Source organism: Martelella sp. UBA3392 (genome assembly GCF_002358775.1).
Classification (GTDB): Bacteria; Pseudomonadota; Alphaproteobacteria; order Rhizobiales; family Rhizobiaceae; genus Martelella; species Martelella mediterranea.
The window spans coordinates 13,323-30,122 of the sequence record NZ_DEPM01000115.1; the positions used below are offsets into that span (position 1 = coordinate 13,323).

Sequence of the window (16,800 nt, forward strand, 5' to 3'; positions counted from 1 at the left end):
CTTTTACTTGAAGCGGTAGGTGATGCGGCCCTTGGTCAGGTCATAGGGGGTCATCTCGACCAGGACCTTGTCGCCGGCGAGAACGCGAATGCGGTTCTTGCGCATGCGGCCGGCGGTGTGGGCGATGATTTCGTGCTCGTTTTCGAGCTTGACCCGGAAAGTCGCGTTCGGCAGAAGCTCGACGACGACGCCCGGAAATTCAAGTACTTCTTCTTTTGCCATGTATGTCGTTTCTTTTCCTTGTTGCGTTGCCGGAAGACCGGTCAAAACGCCACGACCCCGCTGGGGCTTGACGCCGGCGGGGAAGTGCCAGTTTCATTGAGTTGCAGCCCTGGCGCAGCGGGTGAACGCGCGGAGAACTGCGGGATTTGCGGCGGAACCTACACAATAGTTCGCCGTTTGTGAACCTTGTTTGCTGGCATGAACGCTTTTTGTTCCGTCCAGCCTGCAAGGCCTGCGCCGTGCCGATCAGCCGCGCCAGTAGAGCACGCAAAACAGGGTGAACAACCGTCTGGCGGTGTCGAAATCCATTTCGATCTTGCCCTTCAGCCGGTCCTGCAGCGTTTGCGAACCCTCGTTGTGGACGCCGCGCCTGCCCATGTCGATCGCCTCGATCTTGGCGGGGGAGGCGGATTTGATCGCTTCGTAATAGCTGTCGCAGATCATGAAATAGTCTTTCACGATCCGCCGGAACGGCGTCAGCGACAGAATATGGGTCGCGACTTTCTCGCCGTTTTCGAGCGTGATGTCGAACACCAGCCGCTTTTCGATGATCGACAGCGTCAGCTTGTAGGGCCCGCCGGCATGGCCGACCGGCTTGAAGTGGTTTTCCTCCAGGAGATCGAAAATCGCGACCGCGCGTTCGTGCTCGACATCGGGCGAGGCCCGGCCGATGCTCTCGTCGAGTTCGACATCGCTCAGCCTGAATTCGCCCTCGCTCATTGCTAGTCCTTGCGGTTGAGGCGGATGGATACCGATCGCCCGTGGGCGGACAACCCCTCGCATTCTGCAAGCTCGATGGCTGCCGGCGCAAGCGCATTCAGTTGTTCGGGGCCAAGTTTCAGGATTGAGGTGCGCTTCATGAAGTCGAGCACCGACAGGCCGGAGGAAAACCGGGCGGAGCGGGCGGTCGGCAGAACATGGTTGGAACCGCCGACATAATCGCCGATCGCCTCCGGCGTGAAATGGCCGACGAAGATGGCGCCGGCATTGCGCACGGAGGGGATCAGTGCGTCCGGGTCATCGACGGCAAGCTCCAGATGCTCCGGCGCGATGCGATTTGCGATCGGCATGGCGGCTTGAAGATCCGGCACGGTGATGATCGCGCCGAAATCGCGCCAGCTCGCGCCCGCGATCTCGGCCCGAGGCAGCGTCTTCAACTGCCGCTCCACGGCCTCTTCAACGGCGCGCCCGAGAGCGGCATCCGTGGTGATCAGGATCGACTGCGCGCCGCTGTCATGCTCGGCCTGCGCTAGGAGGTCGGCCGCGATCCAGTCGGGATTGTTGTCGCCGTCGGCGATCACCAGCACTTCGGAGGGTCCGGCGATCATGTCGATGCCGACCGTGCCGAACACGGCGCGCTTGGCGGCGGCCACATAGGCATTGCCGGGACCGACGATCTTGGAGACCGGCGCGATGGTTTCGGTGCCGTAGGCAAGGGCCGCTATCGCCTGCGCGCCGCCGATGCGGTAGATCTCGGTGACGCCGGCGATCTTCGCGGCCGCAAGCACGGCCGGGTTGACCGCGCCCTTCATCGCAGGCACCACCATCACGACGCGCTCCACGCCCGCGACCTTCGCCGGAACAGCATTCATCAGAACCGAACTCGGATAGCTCGCCGTGCCGCCCGGCACGTAAAGGCCGACCGCCTCGACCGCCGTCCAGCGATGGCCAAGCCCGACGCCGATATCGTCCTCGTAGAAATCGTCCTTCGGCAGTTGCCGTGCGTGGTGGCTGCGGATGCGCTTTTCGGCAAGCGTCAGCGCGTCGATCACCTTGGGATCGACGGCGGCATAGGCGGCTTCGAGCTCATCCGCGCCGACACGCATCGGGGTGACGGCGAAGTCGATGCTGTCGAACCGGGCCGAGTAATCGGCAAGGGCGGCATCCCCTTCGGCGCGCACGCGGGCGAGGATCCTCTCGACGACGTCGGAGACATCCTTCGAGACCTCGCGCTTCATCGAAAGCAGGTCCTGGAAGGCGCTCTCGAAACCGTCATCCGCCGCGTTCAGCCAGATCGCCATATTTGCCTCGGTCACTCAATTGAAGAAAGGGTCAGCGGAAGGGTTCAGCGGGGGTGGTGGGGCCTTGCGCGGGCTTCCCAGCTGCCGGAAAGATCGCTCATCAGCGCCTCGATGCATTCGACATCCGCAACGATCTCGCCGCCGCCCGAAAGCGTCAGCACGATCGAGCCCTCCGGGCCTTCGCCCGCCTTCTCGAACTGGATCGACAGAAGATTGTTGACCGCGTCACGGGCATCCCGTTCCAGCCCGATGCTGCGCACCGCCTTCACCCGCTTGAACACCAGCGCCGCGCGCCGCCGCTCGGGCTTCTTGAAGAAGCCGCGCTTCTTTTCCCAGACGAACCGGTTGGTGAGAAGCTGAAGCTGCCCGGCCACCTTGGAGAACGACACATCCGGCGAGAGAAAGACGGCGTCCTGCATATGGGCCGAAATCACGGCGAGGTCTTCCTCGTCGAGCGCCATAAGCTTCAGGGGGTCGGTCGTCATTGCATAAATTCCCGGCGGTTGCTGTTTACACCGAGATAGAGCCAAGGGAGGGATTTCGCAACCGCTCGACCCCGTCCCCGGCCAGTTTATCGGCGTCAGTCGGAAATCCGTTCGATTTCGGCGCCGCAATTGGTGAGTTTTTCTTCCAGACGCTCGAAACCGCGGTCGAGATGATAGACGCGCGAGACATTGGTTTCGCCCCTGGCGGCAAGGCCGGCAATGACCAGCGAGACGGATGCGCGCAGATCGGTCGCCATCACCGGTGCGCCGTGGAGCTCCTTGACGCCGCGAATGGTCGCCGTCTGGCCGGAAAGCGCGATATCGGCGCCGAGGCGCGCCAGTTCCTGCACATGCATGAACCGGTTTTCGAAAATGGTCTCGACGATCCGCGCCGTGCCCTTGGCGCGGGTCATCAGCCCCATGAACTGCGCCTGCAGGTCGGTCGGAAAGCCGGGATAGGGCTCGGTGGTGACGTCCACCGGGCGGATATCATCGCCATGGCCGACGATATGGATGCCGGTTTCGGTGGTGGTGATCTCCGCGCCGGCGGCGCTCAGCGCGGCAAGAGCGGCCGAAAGCAGCTTGGCGTCAGTGTTTTCAAGCGTGACTTCGCCGCCGGTCATGGCGACCGCCATGGCATAGGTGCCGGTCTCGATCCGGTCCGGCAGCACGCTGTGCCGCGCGCCCGAAAGCGAGGTGACGCCCTCGATGGTGATCGTGGTCGTGCCCGCGCCCTCGATCTTCGCACCCATGGCCTTCAGGCAGTTGGCGAGGTCGATGATTTCCGGCTCGCGCGCGGCGTTTTCCAGAACGGTCGTGCCGTTGGCGAGCGTTGCCGCCATCATCAGCGTGTGGGTGGCGCCGACCGAGACCTTGGGGAACACATAGCGCCCGCCGGCAAGCCCGCCCTTGGGCGCCTTGGCTTCCACATAGCCGCTGTCGATCTCGATCTCCGCGCCCATCGCCTTCAGGCCCTCGATGAACAGGTCGACAGGGCGGGTGCCGATCGCGCAGCCGCCGGGCAGCGAGACCCGGGCAATGCCCTCGCGCGCCAGAAGCGGGCCGATGACCCAGAACGAGGCGCGCATCTTGCGCACCAGTTCATAGGACGCGGTGGTGTCGGTAATCGTCGGGCAGGAGAAATGAATGGTGCGGGCATAGCCGTCACCCTGGCGTTCGCGCCGGCCCTTGACCGAGATATCGACGCCGTGGCTGCCGAGAATGCGCATCAGCGATTCGACATCGGCCAGATGCGGCACGTTCTCCAGCGTCAGCGTGTCGCTGGTGAGCAGCGAGGCGATCATCAGAGGCAGGGCGGCGTTCTTCGCGCCGGAGATGGGGATGACGCCCTTGAGCGGGTTACCGCCGACTACTCTGATTCTATCCATATGATGTCAATCCGGGGCAGGCCCGGCCTCTCCTTGAAGCTATGGGGCGTCGCATTAGACGAAACGGCCCGTATGATCAATCGCATTGGTTGACAAGTCGTTGCCGAAACCGGCGGATTTGCGCGAGACTGAATGGAATGCGCGGGATAGGCCCAAGGGACCGGCCAAAAATGGCAGGGGCGTGGCGGACACGGCGGAAAGCGCCGGGTCAACCCGCCAGGGTTAATCCTCTGTGTTCTTCCGGCTACTGGAGGCCGGCAGGCCGTCGGTCTCGTCGGCCGCGCCCTTGCGGCGCGCGCGCGACTGCTGCTTGCGCCGCATCAGGTTTTCCCTGAGCTTCTGCGCCGCGCGGGCCTTGCGTTCCTCAGCGGCGCGCTCGGATGCTTTCTTGTTCGGCTTGTCGTCCATGGCGGTCATCGTTTCAGCAAAACGGTTGGCATGTGAAAGAATTCTCCTGAAGCGTCTTGCACTCGAAGTCGAGCTATGGCAATAGGCCGCTTGCCTGCACCTGACCGGTGCCGGAAACCTTCCGCAAGTCGGAAATACGGGCTGCCGTAGCTCAGGGGTAGAGCACTCCCTTGGTAAGGGAGAGGCCGAGAGTTCAAATCTCTCCGGCAGCACCAGTCATTACTTACTTATCATTCAAACAATTTCGATCCGTCGTAGCTGGATTCCGCCTAGCCGCGCGGCAGTTTTCTGCTCCCATTTCGGAGCCCTGCGTTTTTTGCATAGGCGCAATGCTCAAACGTCTCTGTTCGCGTTCGGATCAATCGATTATATCCCGGGTCAAGACGAATTGATGAGCGTCAGCCAGACGCAGCCGAACGAAGGAGAATGAACATGGGTGTTACGCGCACTTTCAACAACTGGATGAAGTACCGCCAGACTGTTGCCGAGCTTGACCGCATGTCGACCCGCGAGCTTTCCGATCTCGGCATCAGCCGTCAGGACATCCGTCGGGTTGCCCGCAAGGCTTCCTTCTGACACGACAAAATTCGGAATTCGTGGGGCATCCTCCTCCTCCCAAATGCCCCTCGATAGGTCGGTGATCCTCCTCCTCCCAAATCACCGGCCAACCAAAATGACGCTCACCGGATCCTCCTCCCCCGGTGAGCGTTATTTTTTTGTCTTGATGGCAGCGTCATGACCGATCCGTATCCTCTTCCGTACCGGAAATCTCAAGCCTTGCGTTCAGTGCATAGGACTGTTGCTTTTGCCTATCTGCCAGGCAGCCGTTGAAACGCCTATATCGGGATTGTCGAAAGACAGGGATGCGCCGCAAGGAATGCGACGCCAGAAACCTTCAAACGAAGGGAGATAGACATGAGCATGGCACGTAGCTTCAACAGCTGGATGAAATACCGTCAGACCGTCAGCGAACTCAATCGCATGAACAGCCGCGAGCTGGCCGATCTCGGTATCAACCGCGAAGACATTCGTAACATTGCCCGCAAAGCGGTCAAGTAAGCGATAGCGGTTCAGCCGCCCAAAGCCGGCGGCACATTTTTCCCCTGCGTCCTCTGCCCATCCTCCCGGGCAGGGGGCGTTCTTTTTGGGCCGAACGAATGCGCCTTCTTCGCGCGCGCGGACCGGCAGGCGCCGGCATTTCCACCGCGCTCATCGCGTCAACCGTACCGAAATTTAAAAAATTAGCGTCTTGCCCAGCGCGGCAATGTCGCGTAACAAAGCGGCTATCGAATTTGTTTGTTAAGTTACGTCTGCGCGAAAGCGCCCAGAACGATCTTCTATCAAAGTCGAGCAAATGCATGATGTAGATCATGTGATCTTTGAACGCACGATTTGAAAGGAAATCGTTATGAGCGTCGGAACCGTAAAATTCTTCAATTCCACCAAGGGCTATGGCTTCATCGAGCCGGAAGATGGCAGCAAGGACGTATTCGTTCACATCTCCGCCGTTGAGCGCTCCGGCATGACCACGCTTTCGGAAGGCCAGAAGGTCAACTTCGAAGTTGTCGCCGACCGCCGCACCGGCAAGAGCGCCGCTGAAAACCTCAGCGCCGCCTGATTGGCGAAAGCCATCGGCTGATACAATAAACCCTCCGAGGCATCGCTTCGGAGGGTTTTTGTTTGTCAGCTGTCTTGAGGCCTACTTGTCCGTGCCGAGTTCCGTCGCGGTCTCATAGCCTTCCATCTCGATCGTCTTGATATCGGCGGCATCGAGGTCCTGCGCCTTCAGGTCGACAAAGCGGATGCTGCTGTTGTCGTAGGTGCGGAAATAGAAGCGCTGCTTCTCCAGGTCGTTGGCCGTCGTCCACTGCGTGTAATCCTGATGCACCTGGCCATCGGCGTCGGTTTCGCGGATCGCGCCCTTCGGAATATCGAAATTGTTCAGGATATGGAACGCCTGGAAGACGTCGTCTTCACTGGTCGCGCCCTGGTCCACGCCGGTCTGGAACAGCGCCGCGCGCACGAAACGCGAGGGTGAGGTGAAGTCGCCCGGCACGCCCAGCATGCCCGTGCCTTCTCCGAAGCCGGTGATCTTGACGTTGCCGAACTGCTTGGGCGGAACGTTGTCATAGCTCAGATTGACGTAGTTCTTCAGATTGGTCATGTGCCAGTCGAAGGGCGGGTTGTTGGTGATCACGCCAACTTCGTTGTCATGGATGTTCAGCTCTCCGTCGACATATTCAACGACGATGGTGTTGCCGGCGGCGTCGGTGATGACATAGTGCAGCGGCAAAACGATGCCGAAATGCGCGAAGGTGACCGGTGCCACCGTGATATCGGAAAGCGCTGCCTTGGCCTCCTCGACCGTCGCGAAATTGTCGAGGATGTAGGAGCCGAGCTGCCAGGGGGCCAGCGTGCTGTTCTGCGCATCGGCGGTATAGGGCTGATAACCGGCCGACTGGCTGAAATAGAAGATGCCGATCGAAAGGCCCTTTTCGTTGAGGCCGTCGATGATCACCGGCATGTCGACGCCGTTGGTGCCCACACTTGCGTATTTCGAGGTCCAGGTCAGACCCGGCTTGCCATCCGGGGTTTCGCCGACGCGTTCGAAATTGCGCGGCGAGACGATCACGTTGGACTGAAGGTCGACGCCGAATTCCATCGTGCGCGCACGCACGACCGAGCCGTCCTTGGCCATCAGCGTGATGCCGGTGCAGGCGTCCGCCGTCGAGGCAAGCAGCATTGTGGATGCCAGCGCGCCCGCCGTAAATCGGATGCACTTCGAAATTTTCGTTCTGAACATGGTCTTCTCCGGTGTTTCGGTGTCGGCCCTGTGTGTCGCCGGTCTCGGTTTCACAGGCGTTCTGGCGCGCAATAGCCGATGAAGACCGGGCTAGCAGATACCGGATTGCGCGTCTGCACACGTTAACGGAGAGCAGGGGGCCGCTGGCGCAATTCTCAAGGAATTATGCAATATAAACAATATCCTGAGGGCTGGGTGCCGGCGCGACTGGTCGCTGGAGACACCAAAAAAAGTCTGACGCCTTTGAACGCGCGCATGACCGTGGCCATGCGCGCGCTGATCTTACCGCACCAGCAGAACCGGGATCTTGCAGGCGCGCAGCACCGCCGTCGTGGTCGAGCCGATCACCAACGTGCGGATGCGTGAATGGCCGTAGGCGCCCATGACCAGAAGATCGGTCTTTTCCTCCGCGGTAACCTCCTCGATCACCGTTTCGGCGTGGCCGGGGCGGATGACGAGCCGGGCGGCGACATTGGCGGCCGCGAGCCGCTTGACGGCGTCCGCCGCCTTTTGCGCCAGCGCGTCGCTCTCCTTGCAGACCGCAAGCAGCGTCACGTCGGTCTTTTCCAGGATCGGGCTCGAGGTTACCCGCTCCACCGCCTTTTCGGCGCTCGCGCCGCCATCATAGGCGATCAGCACCTTGTGGATCGGTTTGAACGCGCGGGCGGCAACGAAGACCGGGCGCTTGGCGGTGCGCACCGCCCGCTCCAGGTTGGAGCCGAGATGGCCGGAGGCGAAATCCGCACCTTCGCCGCGCTTGCCGATCACGATCAGCCGCGAATCCGCGCCGACGTCCTCGATTGCCTCGACGAAATCGCCATTGCGCATCTTGGTGGTGACGGCGGTGACGCCTTCCACCGAAAGCCGTTCCACGGCGGCCTCCAGCAGCAGCCGGCCGCGCTGTTGCGCAAGCTTGGCGTTCTGCGCATCGGCCTCCGCAAGCTCCTCCAGCAGCGCCGAACGCGCGCCGAGGCCGATCGAGCCGGAGAGGTTGGTATGCGCCTGGCCACTGCGCTCCAGCACATGCACCAGCTCGACGGAGATGCCCAGTTGCCCGGCAATCCATGCGGCATGGTCGCACACGCTTTCGGCATAATTCGAGGCATCGATGAAAGCTGTCAGCTTTTCCATTTCCATATCCTCCTCTAGTGGCCCTGTTGCTTCATGTATTCTTCGAGCGCGTCCGGCTTGTCGTGGATGGCGAGACGGTCGACGATGGTGGCGCTCGCCTCGTTGAGGCCGATAACCTCCACATCCGCGCCCTCGCGGCGGAATTTCATCACGACCATGTCCAGCGCCGCAACACTGGAAATATCCCAGATATGGGCTCGGGTGAGATCAATGACCACTTTTTCAAGCACCTCGCGGAAATCGAAGGCGGCATTGAAGTCCTCGACCGAGGCGAAGAACAACTGTCCCTCGACGTGGTAGGTCCTCGTATTGCCGTCTTCCGACAGCGCGGAGCGTACACCGAAGAACTGGGCGATCTTCCAGGCAAAGAAGATGCCGGAAAGCAGCACGCCGACCAGAACGCCGATGGCGAGATTATGGGTGGCGACCACCACCGCGACCACCGCGACCATGACGATGGAGGAGGAGCGCGGATGATCCTTCAGGTTCCTGATCGAGGACCACGAGAAGGTGCCGATCGAAACCATGATCATCACGGCCACCAGTGCCGGCATCGGAATCTGGCGCACCCACTGATCGAGCACCACCACCAGCAGCAGCAGCACCACGCCGGCGATGAAGGTCGAAAGCCGGCCACGGCCACCGGATTTGATGTTGATCATCGACTGGCCGATCATCGCGCAGCCGGCCATGCCGCCGATGAAGCCGGTGCAGAAATTGGCGATGCCCTGGCCGGCGCATTCCTGGTTGCGGTTGGAACGGGTGTCGGTCAGGTCGTCGATCAGCTGCGCGGTCATCAGGCTTTCCAGCAGCCCGACCACGGCGACGGCGAGGGAATAGGGCAGGATGATCAGCAGCGTTTCAAGCGTGAACGGCACCATCGGCAGGTGGAAGAACGGGAAGCTTTCCGGCAGTTCGCCCATATCGCCGACATTGCGGACATCGAGACCGAAAGCCACGGCGACAATCGTGATCAGCACGATCGCCACCAGCGGCGAGGGGACGGCCTTGGTAAAGCGCGGCAGGAGATAGATGATCGCCAGCGCGCCTGCCACCAGAACATAGGTCATCGGCGTCACGTCGATCAGCTCCGGCAATTGCGCCATGAAGATCAGGATCGCCAGCGCATTGACGAAGCCGGTCATCACCGAGCGCGAGACGAAGCGCATCAGCGCGCCGAGCTTCAATATGCCGAAGATCACCTGAATGACGCCGGCAAGCACGGTGGCGGCCAGCAGATATTCCAGCCCGTGGCCGGCGACCAGCGGCGTCATCAACACGGCGGTGGCCGCCGTTGCCGCCGAGATCATGCCCGGACGGCCGCCGACGAAGGCGATGATCACCGCGATCGAGAACGAGGCGAACAGGCCGACCTTGGGGTCGACGCCGGCGATGATGGAAAAGGCGATGGCCTCCGGAATGAGCGCCATCGCCACGACGAGGCCGGAGAGAATATCGGCACGCGGCGTGCCGAACCACTCGCGGCGGTACGTGGAAAGCGAAAATGACATATATGGTCCCTGAAAATCTGTTTGCTGCGGGCAGCGCCCGGCCTTGGGAGGAAACAGGTTTCAATGGTTGTCCGGCGGATCGGCGGCCGGAAGAGCCACCCGGATTTTCACCGGGTCCGGGGTTCAATGCGGTTTCAATAGCGGGGAGCCGGGCCGGGGGCAAGGTTCTGGCGGGCAAAATATGGCGGAAATGCGCCCGCCGAACGGCCTAAGCGACATTTGGCCCGTAACGCTTCGCGGAACCAAAGGCCCTGCCTCCCCGTTGCAATCGCGTAAAGAGTATTTGTATCCGGAGCATGGACCATGGCCTCGAGAGCGATTTGGAAAGGGCAGATGCGGTTGTCGCTGGTGTCGATCGCGGTGGAGCTTCATTCGGCCACCAGCCGGGCGTCCAACATATCCTTTCGCCAGATACACCGGCCGACGGGCAAAAGGGTGCGCTATGAAAAGGTGGTCGAGGGCGTTGGTCCGGTCGATGCCGACGATATCGTCAAGGGCTATGAGCAGAACGACGAGTATATCCTGATCGACCCCGAGGAAGTGGACGCGATCAAGCTCGAGACCAAGAAGACCTTCGAGCTTGTGCAGTTCGTCGGCTCCTGCGAAATCCCGCCGATCTATTACGACAAGCCCTATTACGTGGTGCCCGCCGATGATCTGGCCGAGGATGCCTACCGGGTGATCCGCGATGCGCTGAGGCGCTCGGAGAAGACCGCGCTTGGCCAGCTCACCATGCGCGGCAAGGAATATCTCGCCGCCGTGCGCCCCTGCGGCGACGGGTTGCTGCTGGAGACGCTGCATTACGCCGACGAGATCCGCAATGCCGACCCGCTGTTCTCCTCGATCGAGGACGAGGCGAGCGACGATGAATTGCTTGAGGTCGCCACATCGCTGATCGAGCGCAAGAGCGCGCCGTTCAAGGCGGAGAACTATCACGACCACTATCGCGAGGCGCTGACGGAGCTGTTGAAGGCCAAGCAGAAGAACCGCAAGACCCCGCGCGCCAGCGCCGACGAGAAGGACCGCGCCTCCGGCACCAGCGACAATGTGGTTGACCTGATGAGCGCGCTGAAGAAGAGCCTGGACGGCGCAAAATCCGGCAAGTCGTCCTCGTCCGCCAAGCGCGGCGGGTCGACGAAGAAATCCTCCGGTACCAAAACCACGTCGAAATCCACAGGCCGCAAGAAGGCATCGTGACATGGCCGCTCCCGACAAGCTTGCCGAATACGAAACCCGCCGCGACTTTGAGAAGACCAAGGAGCCCAAGCGCGGCCGCGCCCGCAAGAGCCGCGCAGGAGCGCTCAAATTCGTGGTGCAGAAGCATGATGCCCGAAGGCTGCATTTCGATTTCCGGCTGGAGTGGGACGGCGTGCTTCTAAGCTGGGCCGTCACCCGCGGCCCGAGCGATGACCCCGGCGAAAAGCGGCTGGCGGTGCGCACCGAGGACCATCCGCTCGACTATGCCGATTTCGAGGGCACCATTCCCAAGGGTCAATATGGCGGCGGCACGGTGATGGTCTGGGACGCCGGAAGCTGGGAGCCGCTGCACGACCCGGAGGAGGGGCTGAAAGAAGGCAAGCTGCATTTCCGCCTGAAGGGCGAGCGCATGCAGGGCGGCTGGGCGCTGGTGAGGATGCGCGGCCGGCGCGGCGAGAAGCGCGAGAACTGGCTGCTGATCAAGGAGCGCGACGACAAGGCGGGCGAGGACCCCGACCGGCTGACGGAGGACTTCGAGGAAAGCGTGACCACCGGACGCTCCTTCAGCGAGATCGAGGCCGGCCACGATGTGTGGAAACGCCGCACCAAAAAGCCCGCCGACAAGCAGCAGCCTGCGAAGAAAAAGCCGCGCGGAAAGGCGGAATTCCCCGCCTTCCGCAAGCCCCAGCTCGCCACGCTCTATGATGAAGCGCCCGACGGCGAGGACTGGATCCACGAAACCAAGTTCGACGGCTACCGCTGCATCGCCGCCATAAGCAATGGCCAGGCGCGGTTCTACACCCGCTCCGGCAAGGACTGGACGGAGAAATATGGAGAACTGGCCGAGGCCTTCGCGCCGCTTGAGGGCGAAAGCCTGCTGATCGACGGCGAGATCATGGCGGCCTCGGTGCCGAAGGATGGCTCCGCCTTCTCCGCCCTGCAGGCCGCCCTTCAGGATGGCGCGCCGCTGATCTTCTACGTCTTCGATATTCTGGAGCGCGACGGCAAATCGCTGACCGACCTGCCGCTGAGCGAGCGCAAACAGGCGCTGGAGGAGGCGCTGTCGCCGCTCGACACCGAAAAGGGCCCGATCCGCCTTTCCACCTGGGTCGAGGGCGATGGCAGCGATATCCTGGCAAAAATCTGCAAGGCCGGCGGCGAGGGGATCGTGTCGAAGCGGGCGGATGCGCCCTATCGCCACACCCGCACCAGCGCGTGGCGCAAGATAAAATGCTCGCGCCGGCAGGAATTCGTGATCGGCGGCTATTCGCCGTCCACGAAGAAGGGCCGGCCCTTTGCCTCGCTCCTCATCGGCCAGTATGATGATGACGGCGTGTTCTGCTATCGCGGCCGCGTCGGCACCGGGTTTGACGAAAAGACGCTGGATGATCTCGGCGACCGGCTGAAGCGCCTTGCCCGCAAAACCGCGCCCTTTGCCGAGGTGCCACGCGAGATCGCGCGCAATGCGCGCTGGGTAACGCCGAAGCTTGCGGCGGAGATCGATTTCGCCGAATTCACCGCCGATGGCCATGTCCGCCACGGCGCGTTTCTGGGCTTGAGAGAGGACAAGGAGGCAGGCGCGGTGCAGGCGGAGAAAGCGAAGGGCGACAAAGTCGCCGGCATCGAAATCACCCATCCGGACCGGCAGCTTTACGGCAAGGCCGGCGTCACCAAGGCCGATGTCGCGCGCCATTACGCGACTGTCGGCAGCCGCATGCTGGAGATCGCCGGCCACCGCCCGGTCTCGCTGTTTCGCTGCCCCTCGGGCATTGATGGCGAGAGCTTTTTCCAGAAACACGCCGGCAAGGGCTTTCCCGACGAACTCGTCCGCATCGATATCGAGGAGAAGGACGGCGACACCGGCGAATATCTTTATGCCAGGGATGTGGCGGGCCTCATTGCCGCCGCCCAGATGGGCACGATCGAGTTTCACGGCTGGGGCGCGCGCGCCGACAGGATCGAAGCGCCCGACCGGCTGATCTTCGACCTCGACCCGGATGAGGGCCTCGGCTTTACTGAGACGAAGAAGGCCGCCTTCGAAATGCGCGCGGCGCTTTCCGACATCGGCCTCAAATCGACCGCCATGGTCACCGGCGGCAAGGGCATCCACGTCATCGTGCCGCTGAAACGGACGGCGAGCTGGGACACGGTCAAGGCCTTCGCCAAGACCTTCGCCCATATGATGGCCGAAGAAGACCCCGCGCGCTACATCGCCACCATGTCGAAGGAAAAGCGCAAGAACCGCATCTTCATCGACTGGCTCCGCAACGAACGCGGCGCCACCGCCATCCTCCCCTATTCACTCCGCGCCCGCCCCAACGCCCCCGTGGCAACGCCCGTGACCTGGGAGGAACTGGACGACCTGAACAGCGCCGCGGCGTTCACGATCGGCGATATGGAAGGGCGGCTGAAGGGGGAGGAGCCTGCGCTGGCGGTGAAGCCGCAGACGCTGGGGAAGGCGGTGATTGCGCGGCTGGAGGAGCGGGTGGGGTGAGGTTCCAGAATTGCTGGTCGAACAAGCCAAAGAACAATATAATAGCGCATCTTGAACAAAAACTGAGATACGGGCAAAAAGGGCTTTTCTGCCCCAGTGGAGTTGCCATTTTTGGCTACTCCACTGTCGATTCTCAATCCGTCTGTAGAGGAGTAATAAAGGAAACTTCACATAGAAAATAGAGGGCTTCGGTTTGACTTAGCTGGATGGTAGCATCGCCCAGCATCGGAGGAATGAGGTCGAGATGGCGGATACAGCGGAAAACAACTCTATCAAACGCCTGACGAAGACTGCGGCTCGCGTTTACGCTGTTCTCGACAATTTTGGGGACGGCTCGACCGATGTTATCGAACGGTTGATTCCATTTCTTGAACCGATCCTTGCTGCGCGAGCAGGGCAACCCCTCGACACTGCTGCGATCGCCCAGGATGTGAGAAATGCCTACAAATGGAATTTCAACGAGGATATTGTTGAAGTTTTTGTGCCTCGATTGGAGCAGCGTGGCTGGCTCGTCGCCCCAGACTCTTCCGCGGCCAACATTGCTTATTTTATTGCCCAGAAAAACGACGTTTCGCCAGATCAAACAGACAGTTTGAGCGACGGAGTACTAATCCAGTTCGAAGAAATTGCTAGTGACTTCAAGAAATTCTCAGAAAATCTCTCGCCATTGACCGCTTTGCCTCGTTCAGTCGAGGAATTTCAGGATATTCTGATAGAGTGGCTTCTTTATATTGAAGCATTTAGCGAGCACAATCTGAATTTTAGCACTCGAACGCAAAAGGACTCCAGAGGAACTCTCCGACAAGTTGTTGATGTTCCCGATATTACTACGCTCAGGGACGAAGATAAATTCCTATGTGCTCGCTACGTCCAGCATGCTCTCAAGAACAATCCAAAAGTCGGCGAAGTACTATCCCGTATTGCTTCAATCGGACTGCTCACCGAAGTTGTGCAGGATTTTGTAAAACCCGTTAGCCAAATCGAAAGGTCCGATCTCGTAGTTTATCTAGATGCGCCCATTGCAATGGAATTGCTTGGTGTAAGCGGAAAGTCGGCCCGAGAGAACATCGCGCCGATTATTGACGAACTGAAGCGCATTGGATGTCAGGTCAGGATTTATGGTCTGAGTCTACAAGAAATTAAGACAACTTTATCGGCAGTGCTTGAAAATACACGACCGACCGGACCGACCGCTCAAGCGATTGCTCGAGGTGATGTATTGCGCTCTTTCGTGGCAGAAGTCGCCGGAGATCCAGAGACCTTTCTGTCACAAATCGGTGTTCCGACCTCCCATCGAACTCTTGAGCAGAACCCTGATGAGATCGCTTATTTTCCGGATAGTCATTATCAGGAGTTGTACTCGGCGATAAGTTTTCAACAGAATCCTCGTGCACGCGAACATGACGCTACCGCCAGTACATTTATCATGCGTCAGCGGAAGGGGCGCAGTACTCGCGATTTGTTCAAAGCGGGATTTGTTCTTCTGAGCAAGAATGGACTTCTTGCTCAGCTAACCCGAAGAAAGTGTGTTGATCTAGGAGCCTTGGGGCCTTCATCGATCCCGCCAGTCGTGCATCGGCGTGTATTCTCCACCTCGATATGGCTGAGAACGGGGCTCGGCGCAGGCAATCTCGAAATACCGAAGCGCTTACTACTCGCCAGTTGTGAACAGGTTCTCGCAATACGACCGGGTGTTGTTAACTCGGTTCGGCAGATCACGCAGCAACTCGGAGACGAAGAAAAGGTTCGGCAGCTTGACTTGCTCGTTTCCCGCGATCGGAGCGCGCAGATGCTGATGGATAAGACATTGGGTGTAGCGAGCGTGCCTAATGCGGATAACATCTCCGAGTTGTTCAACGAGATGCTTCATCCTTATCTCGAAGAAGAAAGGCGGATCCACGAAAGCACTCTCAAAGGGGAGCAGAAGAAAGCGCGAGCACGAAGCGCAAGGGACCAAGAGAAAATCAAGGCAGAGGCGGCTGCGAGGAAAACCGCTGAGGAGGAACTGCAACGGCAGAGGGGTGAAGATTTCACGGCATTAAATTCGCTCTGCCAAGACGTCACATCAATGCTAAAGCGGAAGCAGCTTGCTAAGAAATCCTTTGCAGGTTGCGGTGCAATAATATTGGCATTAATCACTTTTCTTCCTCTGCCCGGCTATATTGAACCTAAGTGGATCTTTCGTGTTCTCGGATTGGTTGCTACGATAATTATGATTTACCTGACGATCACCGGTAGCAAATTACTGCGACTTGATATCAGCAACGAGAAGGCACAAAAAGAGCTCAGAAGACATGCCGAAAGTCGTTCGCTTGCTCGGAAGCTGGAACGGCATAAAGCGATTTGGACAGGTGAGAAATTCGAGCTAGCCGAAAATAGCATAGAGGATCACACGCCCCATAAAACTCTCTTATGAACTTTTGCACGTCCGGCACCTTTCGAAACAAGGTACAGTGGGGAAGTTGGCGTGCCTCTTATGATTAAATCTGGCGGCACGGCAGAGGTAGTTGTTGCCTTCTTAGCCCAAAACTCTGACTTTAAATTAAACGGGTCTATTTCGCTAAGCGGAGTCGTATTTCTACCACGTCTGCATCCGCAGCCTCTCACTCTCACCCCCCAAGCGCCGCCCCCACCAACGCCTTGGCGTCCGCACTATCCCATTCCGCCGGCCCGTTCATCGCCCCCAGCAAACACCCGTTCTCATCGATCAGCACCGTTGACGGCAGGCCGAAGGCCAGGCCTTCCTTTTTCAGGGTGTTGAAGGTCGTCATGGTTTCGTCGCGGTAGAAGGCGAGTGCGTTTATGCCGATTTCGTCGAGGAAGCGGACCGGTTTTTCGTCGGTTCCGGTGTCGATGTTGACGGCGACGACCTCGAAGTTTTCGCCGCCCATATCGGCCTCCAGCCGGTCGAGCGCCGGCATTTCCTCGCGGCAGGGAATGCACCATGTGGCCCAGAGGTTCATCAGCACGGTCTTGCCGGAAAGGTTTGCAAGCGTGGTTTCGCCGTTAATGTCGCGGAAGGCGAGGTTCGGGAGCTTTTGCGGCTTTTCGGCGGGGATGAAGGCGGCGACCTCGCCGATCGCGAGCGGCTTCAGGCGTTCGGCGGTCTCGGCGGCGGGTTTGCACTGGCTTTCGGCGAG

16 protein-coding genes, 1 tRNA gene and 1 other annotated feature are annotated in these 16,800 nt (G+C 60.1%); of the genes, 7 read left to right on the forward strand and 10 right to left on the reverse strand.

Annotated features, from left to right (window positions below):
* Positions 1 to 3: 3 nt before the first annotated feature.
* The 6 genes from infA to B4E36_RS08365 form a co-directional block, all read right to left on the reverse strand.
* Positions 4 to 222, reverse strand: a complete 219-nt coding sequence (infA, locus tag B4E36_RS08340) for a translation initiation factor IF-1 (RefSeq protein WP_018067566.1) — start codon at positions 220 to 222, stop codon at positions 4 to 6.
* 246 nt (positions 223 to 468) lie between these two features.
* Entirely contained in the window at positions 469 to 942 is a 474-nt protein-coding gene (locus B4E36_RS08345; RefSeq protein ID WP_018067565.1) for a UPF0262 family protein, read from the reverse strand.
* 2 nt (positions 943 to 944) lie between these two features.
* A complete protein-coding gene (hisD, locus tag B4E36_RS08350) occupies positions 945 to 2,243 on the reverse strand; it encodes a histidinol dehydrogenase (protein ID WP_292057399.1) in 1,299 nt (432 codons plus the stop codon).
* Positions 2,244 to 2,287: 44 nt separating this feature from the next.
* The gene (locus B4E36_RS08355) at positions 2,288 to 2,728 is read right to left on the reverse strand and encodes a DUF2948 family protein (RefSeq protein ID WP_292057401.1); all 441 of its coding nucleotides are present in this window, start codon (positions 2,726 to 2,728) and stop codon (positions 2,288 to 2,290) included.
* Between the two features lie 95 nt (positions 2,729 to 2,823).
* Positions 2,824 to 4,116, reverse strand: coding sequence for a UDP-N-acetylglucosamine 1-carboxyvinyltransferase (gene murA, locus B4E36_RS08360; RefSeq protein WP_292057403.1), 1,293 nt, complete (start codon positions 4,114 to 4,116; stop codon positions 2,824 to 2,826).
* Between the two features lie 222 nt (positions 4,117 to 4,338).
* Positions 4,339 to 4,524, reverse strand: coding sequence for a hypothetical protein (locus B4E36_RS08365; protein WP_414673748.1), 186 nt, complete (start codon positions 4,522 to 4,524; stop codon positions 4,339 to 4,341).
* A 140-nt stretch (positions 4,525 to 4,664) separates the two neighbouring features.
* On the opposite strand from B4E36_RS08365, the gene B4E36_RS08370 reads away from it, so the two are divergent.
* From B4E36_RS08370 to B4E36_RS08385, 4 genes are all read left to right on the forward strand, one after another.
* Positions 4,665 to 4,739, forward strand: a tRNA-Thr gene (locus B4E36_RS08370).
* Positions 4,740 to 4,956: 217 nt separating this feature from the next.
* Positions 4,957 to 5,100 carry a DUF1127 domain-containing protein gene (locus B4E36_RS08375; protein ID WP_230719442.1) on the forward strand — a complete coding sequence of 48 codons (144 nt, stop codon included), beginning with the start codon at positions 4,957 to 4,959 and terminating at the stop codon, positions 5,098 to 5,100.
* Between the two features lie 339 nt (positions 5,101 to 5,439).
* Entirely contained in the window at positions 5,440 to 5,583 is a 144-nt protein-coding gene (locus B4E36_RS08380) for a DUF1127 domain-containing protein (protein WP_018067559.1), read from the forward strand.
* Positions 5,584 to 5,932: 349 nt separating this feature from the next.
* A complete protein-coding gene (locus B4E36_RS08385) occupies positions 5,933 to 6,142 on the forward strand; it encodes a cold-shock protein (RefSeq protein ID WP_018067558.1) in 210 nt (69 codons plus the stop codon).
* An 81-nt stretch (positions 6,143 to 6,223) separates the two neighbouring features.
* Here B4E36_RS08385 and B4E36_RS08390 read toward each other — a convergent pair whose 3' ends face one another.
* From B4E36_RS08390 to B4E36_RS08400, 3 genes are all read right to left on the reverse strand, one after another.
* On the reverse strand, positions 6,224 to 7,327 hold the full coding sequence (locus tag B4E36_RS08390) for a choloylglycine hydrolase family protein (protein WP_292057407.1): 1,104 nt from the start codon (positions 7,325 to 7,327) through the stop codon (positions 6,224 to 6,226).
* 282 nt (positions 7,328 to 7,609) lie between these two features.
* On the reverse strand, positions 7,610 to 8,458 hold the full coding sequence (locus B4E36_RS08395; RefSeq protein WP_292057408.1) for a universal stress protein: 849 nt from the start codon (positions 8,456 to 8,458) through the stop codon (positions 7,610 to 7,612).
* Between the two features lie 14 nt (positions 8,459 to 8,472).
* Positions 8,473 to 9,969: a SulP family inorganic anion transporter gene (locus B4E36_RS08400; RefSeq protein ID WP_292057411.1), complete on the reverse strand. Its 1,497-nt coding sequence runs from the start codon at positions 9,967 to 9,969 to the stop codon at positions 8,473 to 8,475.
* Positions 9,970 to 10,034: 65 nt separating this feature from the next.
* Positions 10,035 to 10,090: a sequence feature (sul1 is cis-regulatory element that is thought to sense ions involved in sulfur or methionine metabolism; They are found in Alphaproteobacteria), on the reverse strand.
* Positions 10,091 to 10,272: 182 nt separating this feature from the next.
* Here B4E36_RS08400 and B4E36_RS08405 point away from each other — a divergent pair.
* The 3 genes from B4E36_RS08405 (at position 10,273) to B4E36_RS08415 (ending at position 16,076) form a co-directional block, all read left to right on the forward strand.
* A complete protein-coding gene (locus B4E36_RS08405; protein WP_292057413.1) occupies positions 10,273 to 11,166 on the forward strand; it encodes a Ku protein in 894 nt (297 codons plus the stop codon).
* 1 nt (position 11,167) lies between these two features.
* Positions 11,168 to 13,660: a DNA ligase D gene (gene ligD, locus B4E36_RS08410; RefSeq protein ID WP_345900229.1), complete on the forward strand. Its 2,493-nt coding sequence runs from the start codon at positions 11,168 to 11,170 to the stop codon at positions 13,658 to 13,660.
* Between the two features lie 244 nt (positions 13,661 to 13,904).
* The gene (locus B4E36_RS08415) at positions 13,905 to 16,076 is read left to right on the forward strand and encodes a hypothetical protein (RefSeq protein ID WP_345900230.1); all 2,172 of its coding nucleotides are present in this window, start codon (positions 13,905 to 13,907) and stop codon (positions 16,074 to 16,076) included.
* Positions 16,077 to 16,269: 193 nt separating this feature from the next.
* On the opposite strand, the gene tlpA is transcribed toward B4E36_RS08415, so the two are convergent.
* On the reverse strand, positions 16,270 to 16,800 hold a 531-nt coding region (gene tlpA, locus B4E36_RS08420), incomplete at its 5' end, for a thiol:disulfide interchange protein TlpA (RefSeq protein ID WP_345900231.1).

Excerpts from the sequence above, each read along its gene's own strand:
- murA (WP_292057403.1), bottom strand. The coding sequence starts at position 4,116 with ATGGATAGAATCAGAGTAGTCGGCGGTAACCCGCTCAAGGGCGTCATC.
- B4E36_RS08400 (WP_292057411.1), bottom strand. The coding sequence starts at position 9,969 with ATGTCATTTTCGCTTTCCACGTACCGCCGCGAGTGGTTCGGCACGCCG.
- B4E36_RS08390 (WP_292057407.1), bottom strand. The coding sequence starts at position 7,327 with ATGTTCAGAACGAAAATTTCGAAGTGCATCCGATTTACGGCGGGCGCG.
- B4E36_RS08415 (WP_345900230.1), top strand. The coding sequence starts at position 13,905 with ATGGCGGATACAGCGGAAAACAACTCTATCAAACGCCTGACGAAGACT.
- B4E36_RS08380 (WP_018067559.1), top strand. The coding sequence starts at position 5,440 with ATGAGCATGGCACGTAGCTTCAACAGCTGGATGAAATACCGTCAGACC.
- B4E36_RS08405 (WP_292057413.1), top strand. The coding sequence starts at position 10,273 with ATGGCCTCGAGAGCGATTTGGAAAGGGCAGATGCGGTTGTCGCTGGTG.
- B4E36_RS08345 (WP_018067565.1), bottom strand. The coding sequence starts at position 942 with ATGAGCGAGGGCGAATTCAGGCTGAGCGATGTCGAACTCGACGAGAGC.
- ligD (WP_345900229.1), top strand. The coding sequence starts at position 11,168 with ATGGCCGCTCCCGACAAGCTTGCCGAATACGAAACCCGCCGCGACTTT.
- hisD (WP_292057399.1), bottom strand. The coding sequence starts at position 2,243 with ATGGCGATCTGGCTGAACGCGGCGGATGACGGTTTCGAGAGCGCCTTC.
- B4E36_RS08385 (WP_018067558.1), top strand. The coding sequence starts at position 5,933 with ATGAGCGTCGGAACCGTAAAATTCTTCAATTCCACCAAGGGCTATGGC.
- B4E36_RS08355 (WP_292057401.1), bottom strand. The coding sequence starts at position 2,728 with ATGACGACCGACCCCCTGAAGCTTATGGCGCTCGACGAGGAAGACCTC.
- B4E36_RS08375 (WP_230719442.1), top strand. The coding sequence starts at position 4,957 with ATGGGTGTTACGCGCACTTTCAACAACTGGATGAAGTACCGCCAGACT.
- infA (WP_018067566.1), bottom strand. The coding sequence starts at position 222 with ATGGCAAAAGAAGAAGTACTTGAATTTCCGGGCGTCGTCGTCGAGCTT.
- B4E36_RS08365 (WP_414673748.1), bottom strand. The coding sequence starts at position 4,524 with ATGGACGACAAGCCGAACAAGAAAGCATCCGAGCGCGCCGCTGAGGAA.
- B4E36_RS08395 (WP_292057408.1), bottom strand. The coding sequence starts at position 8,458 with ATGGAAAAGCTGACAGCTTTCATCGATGCCTCGAATTATGCCGAAAGC.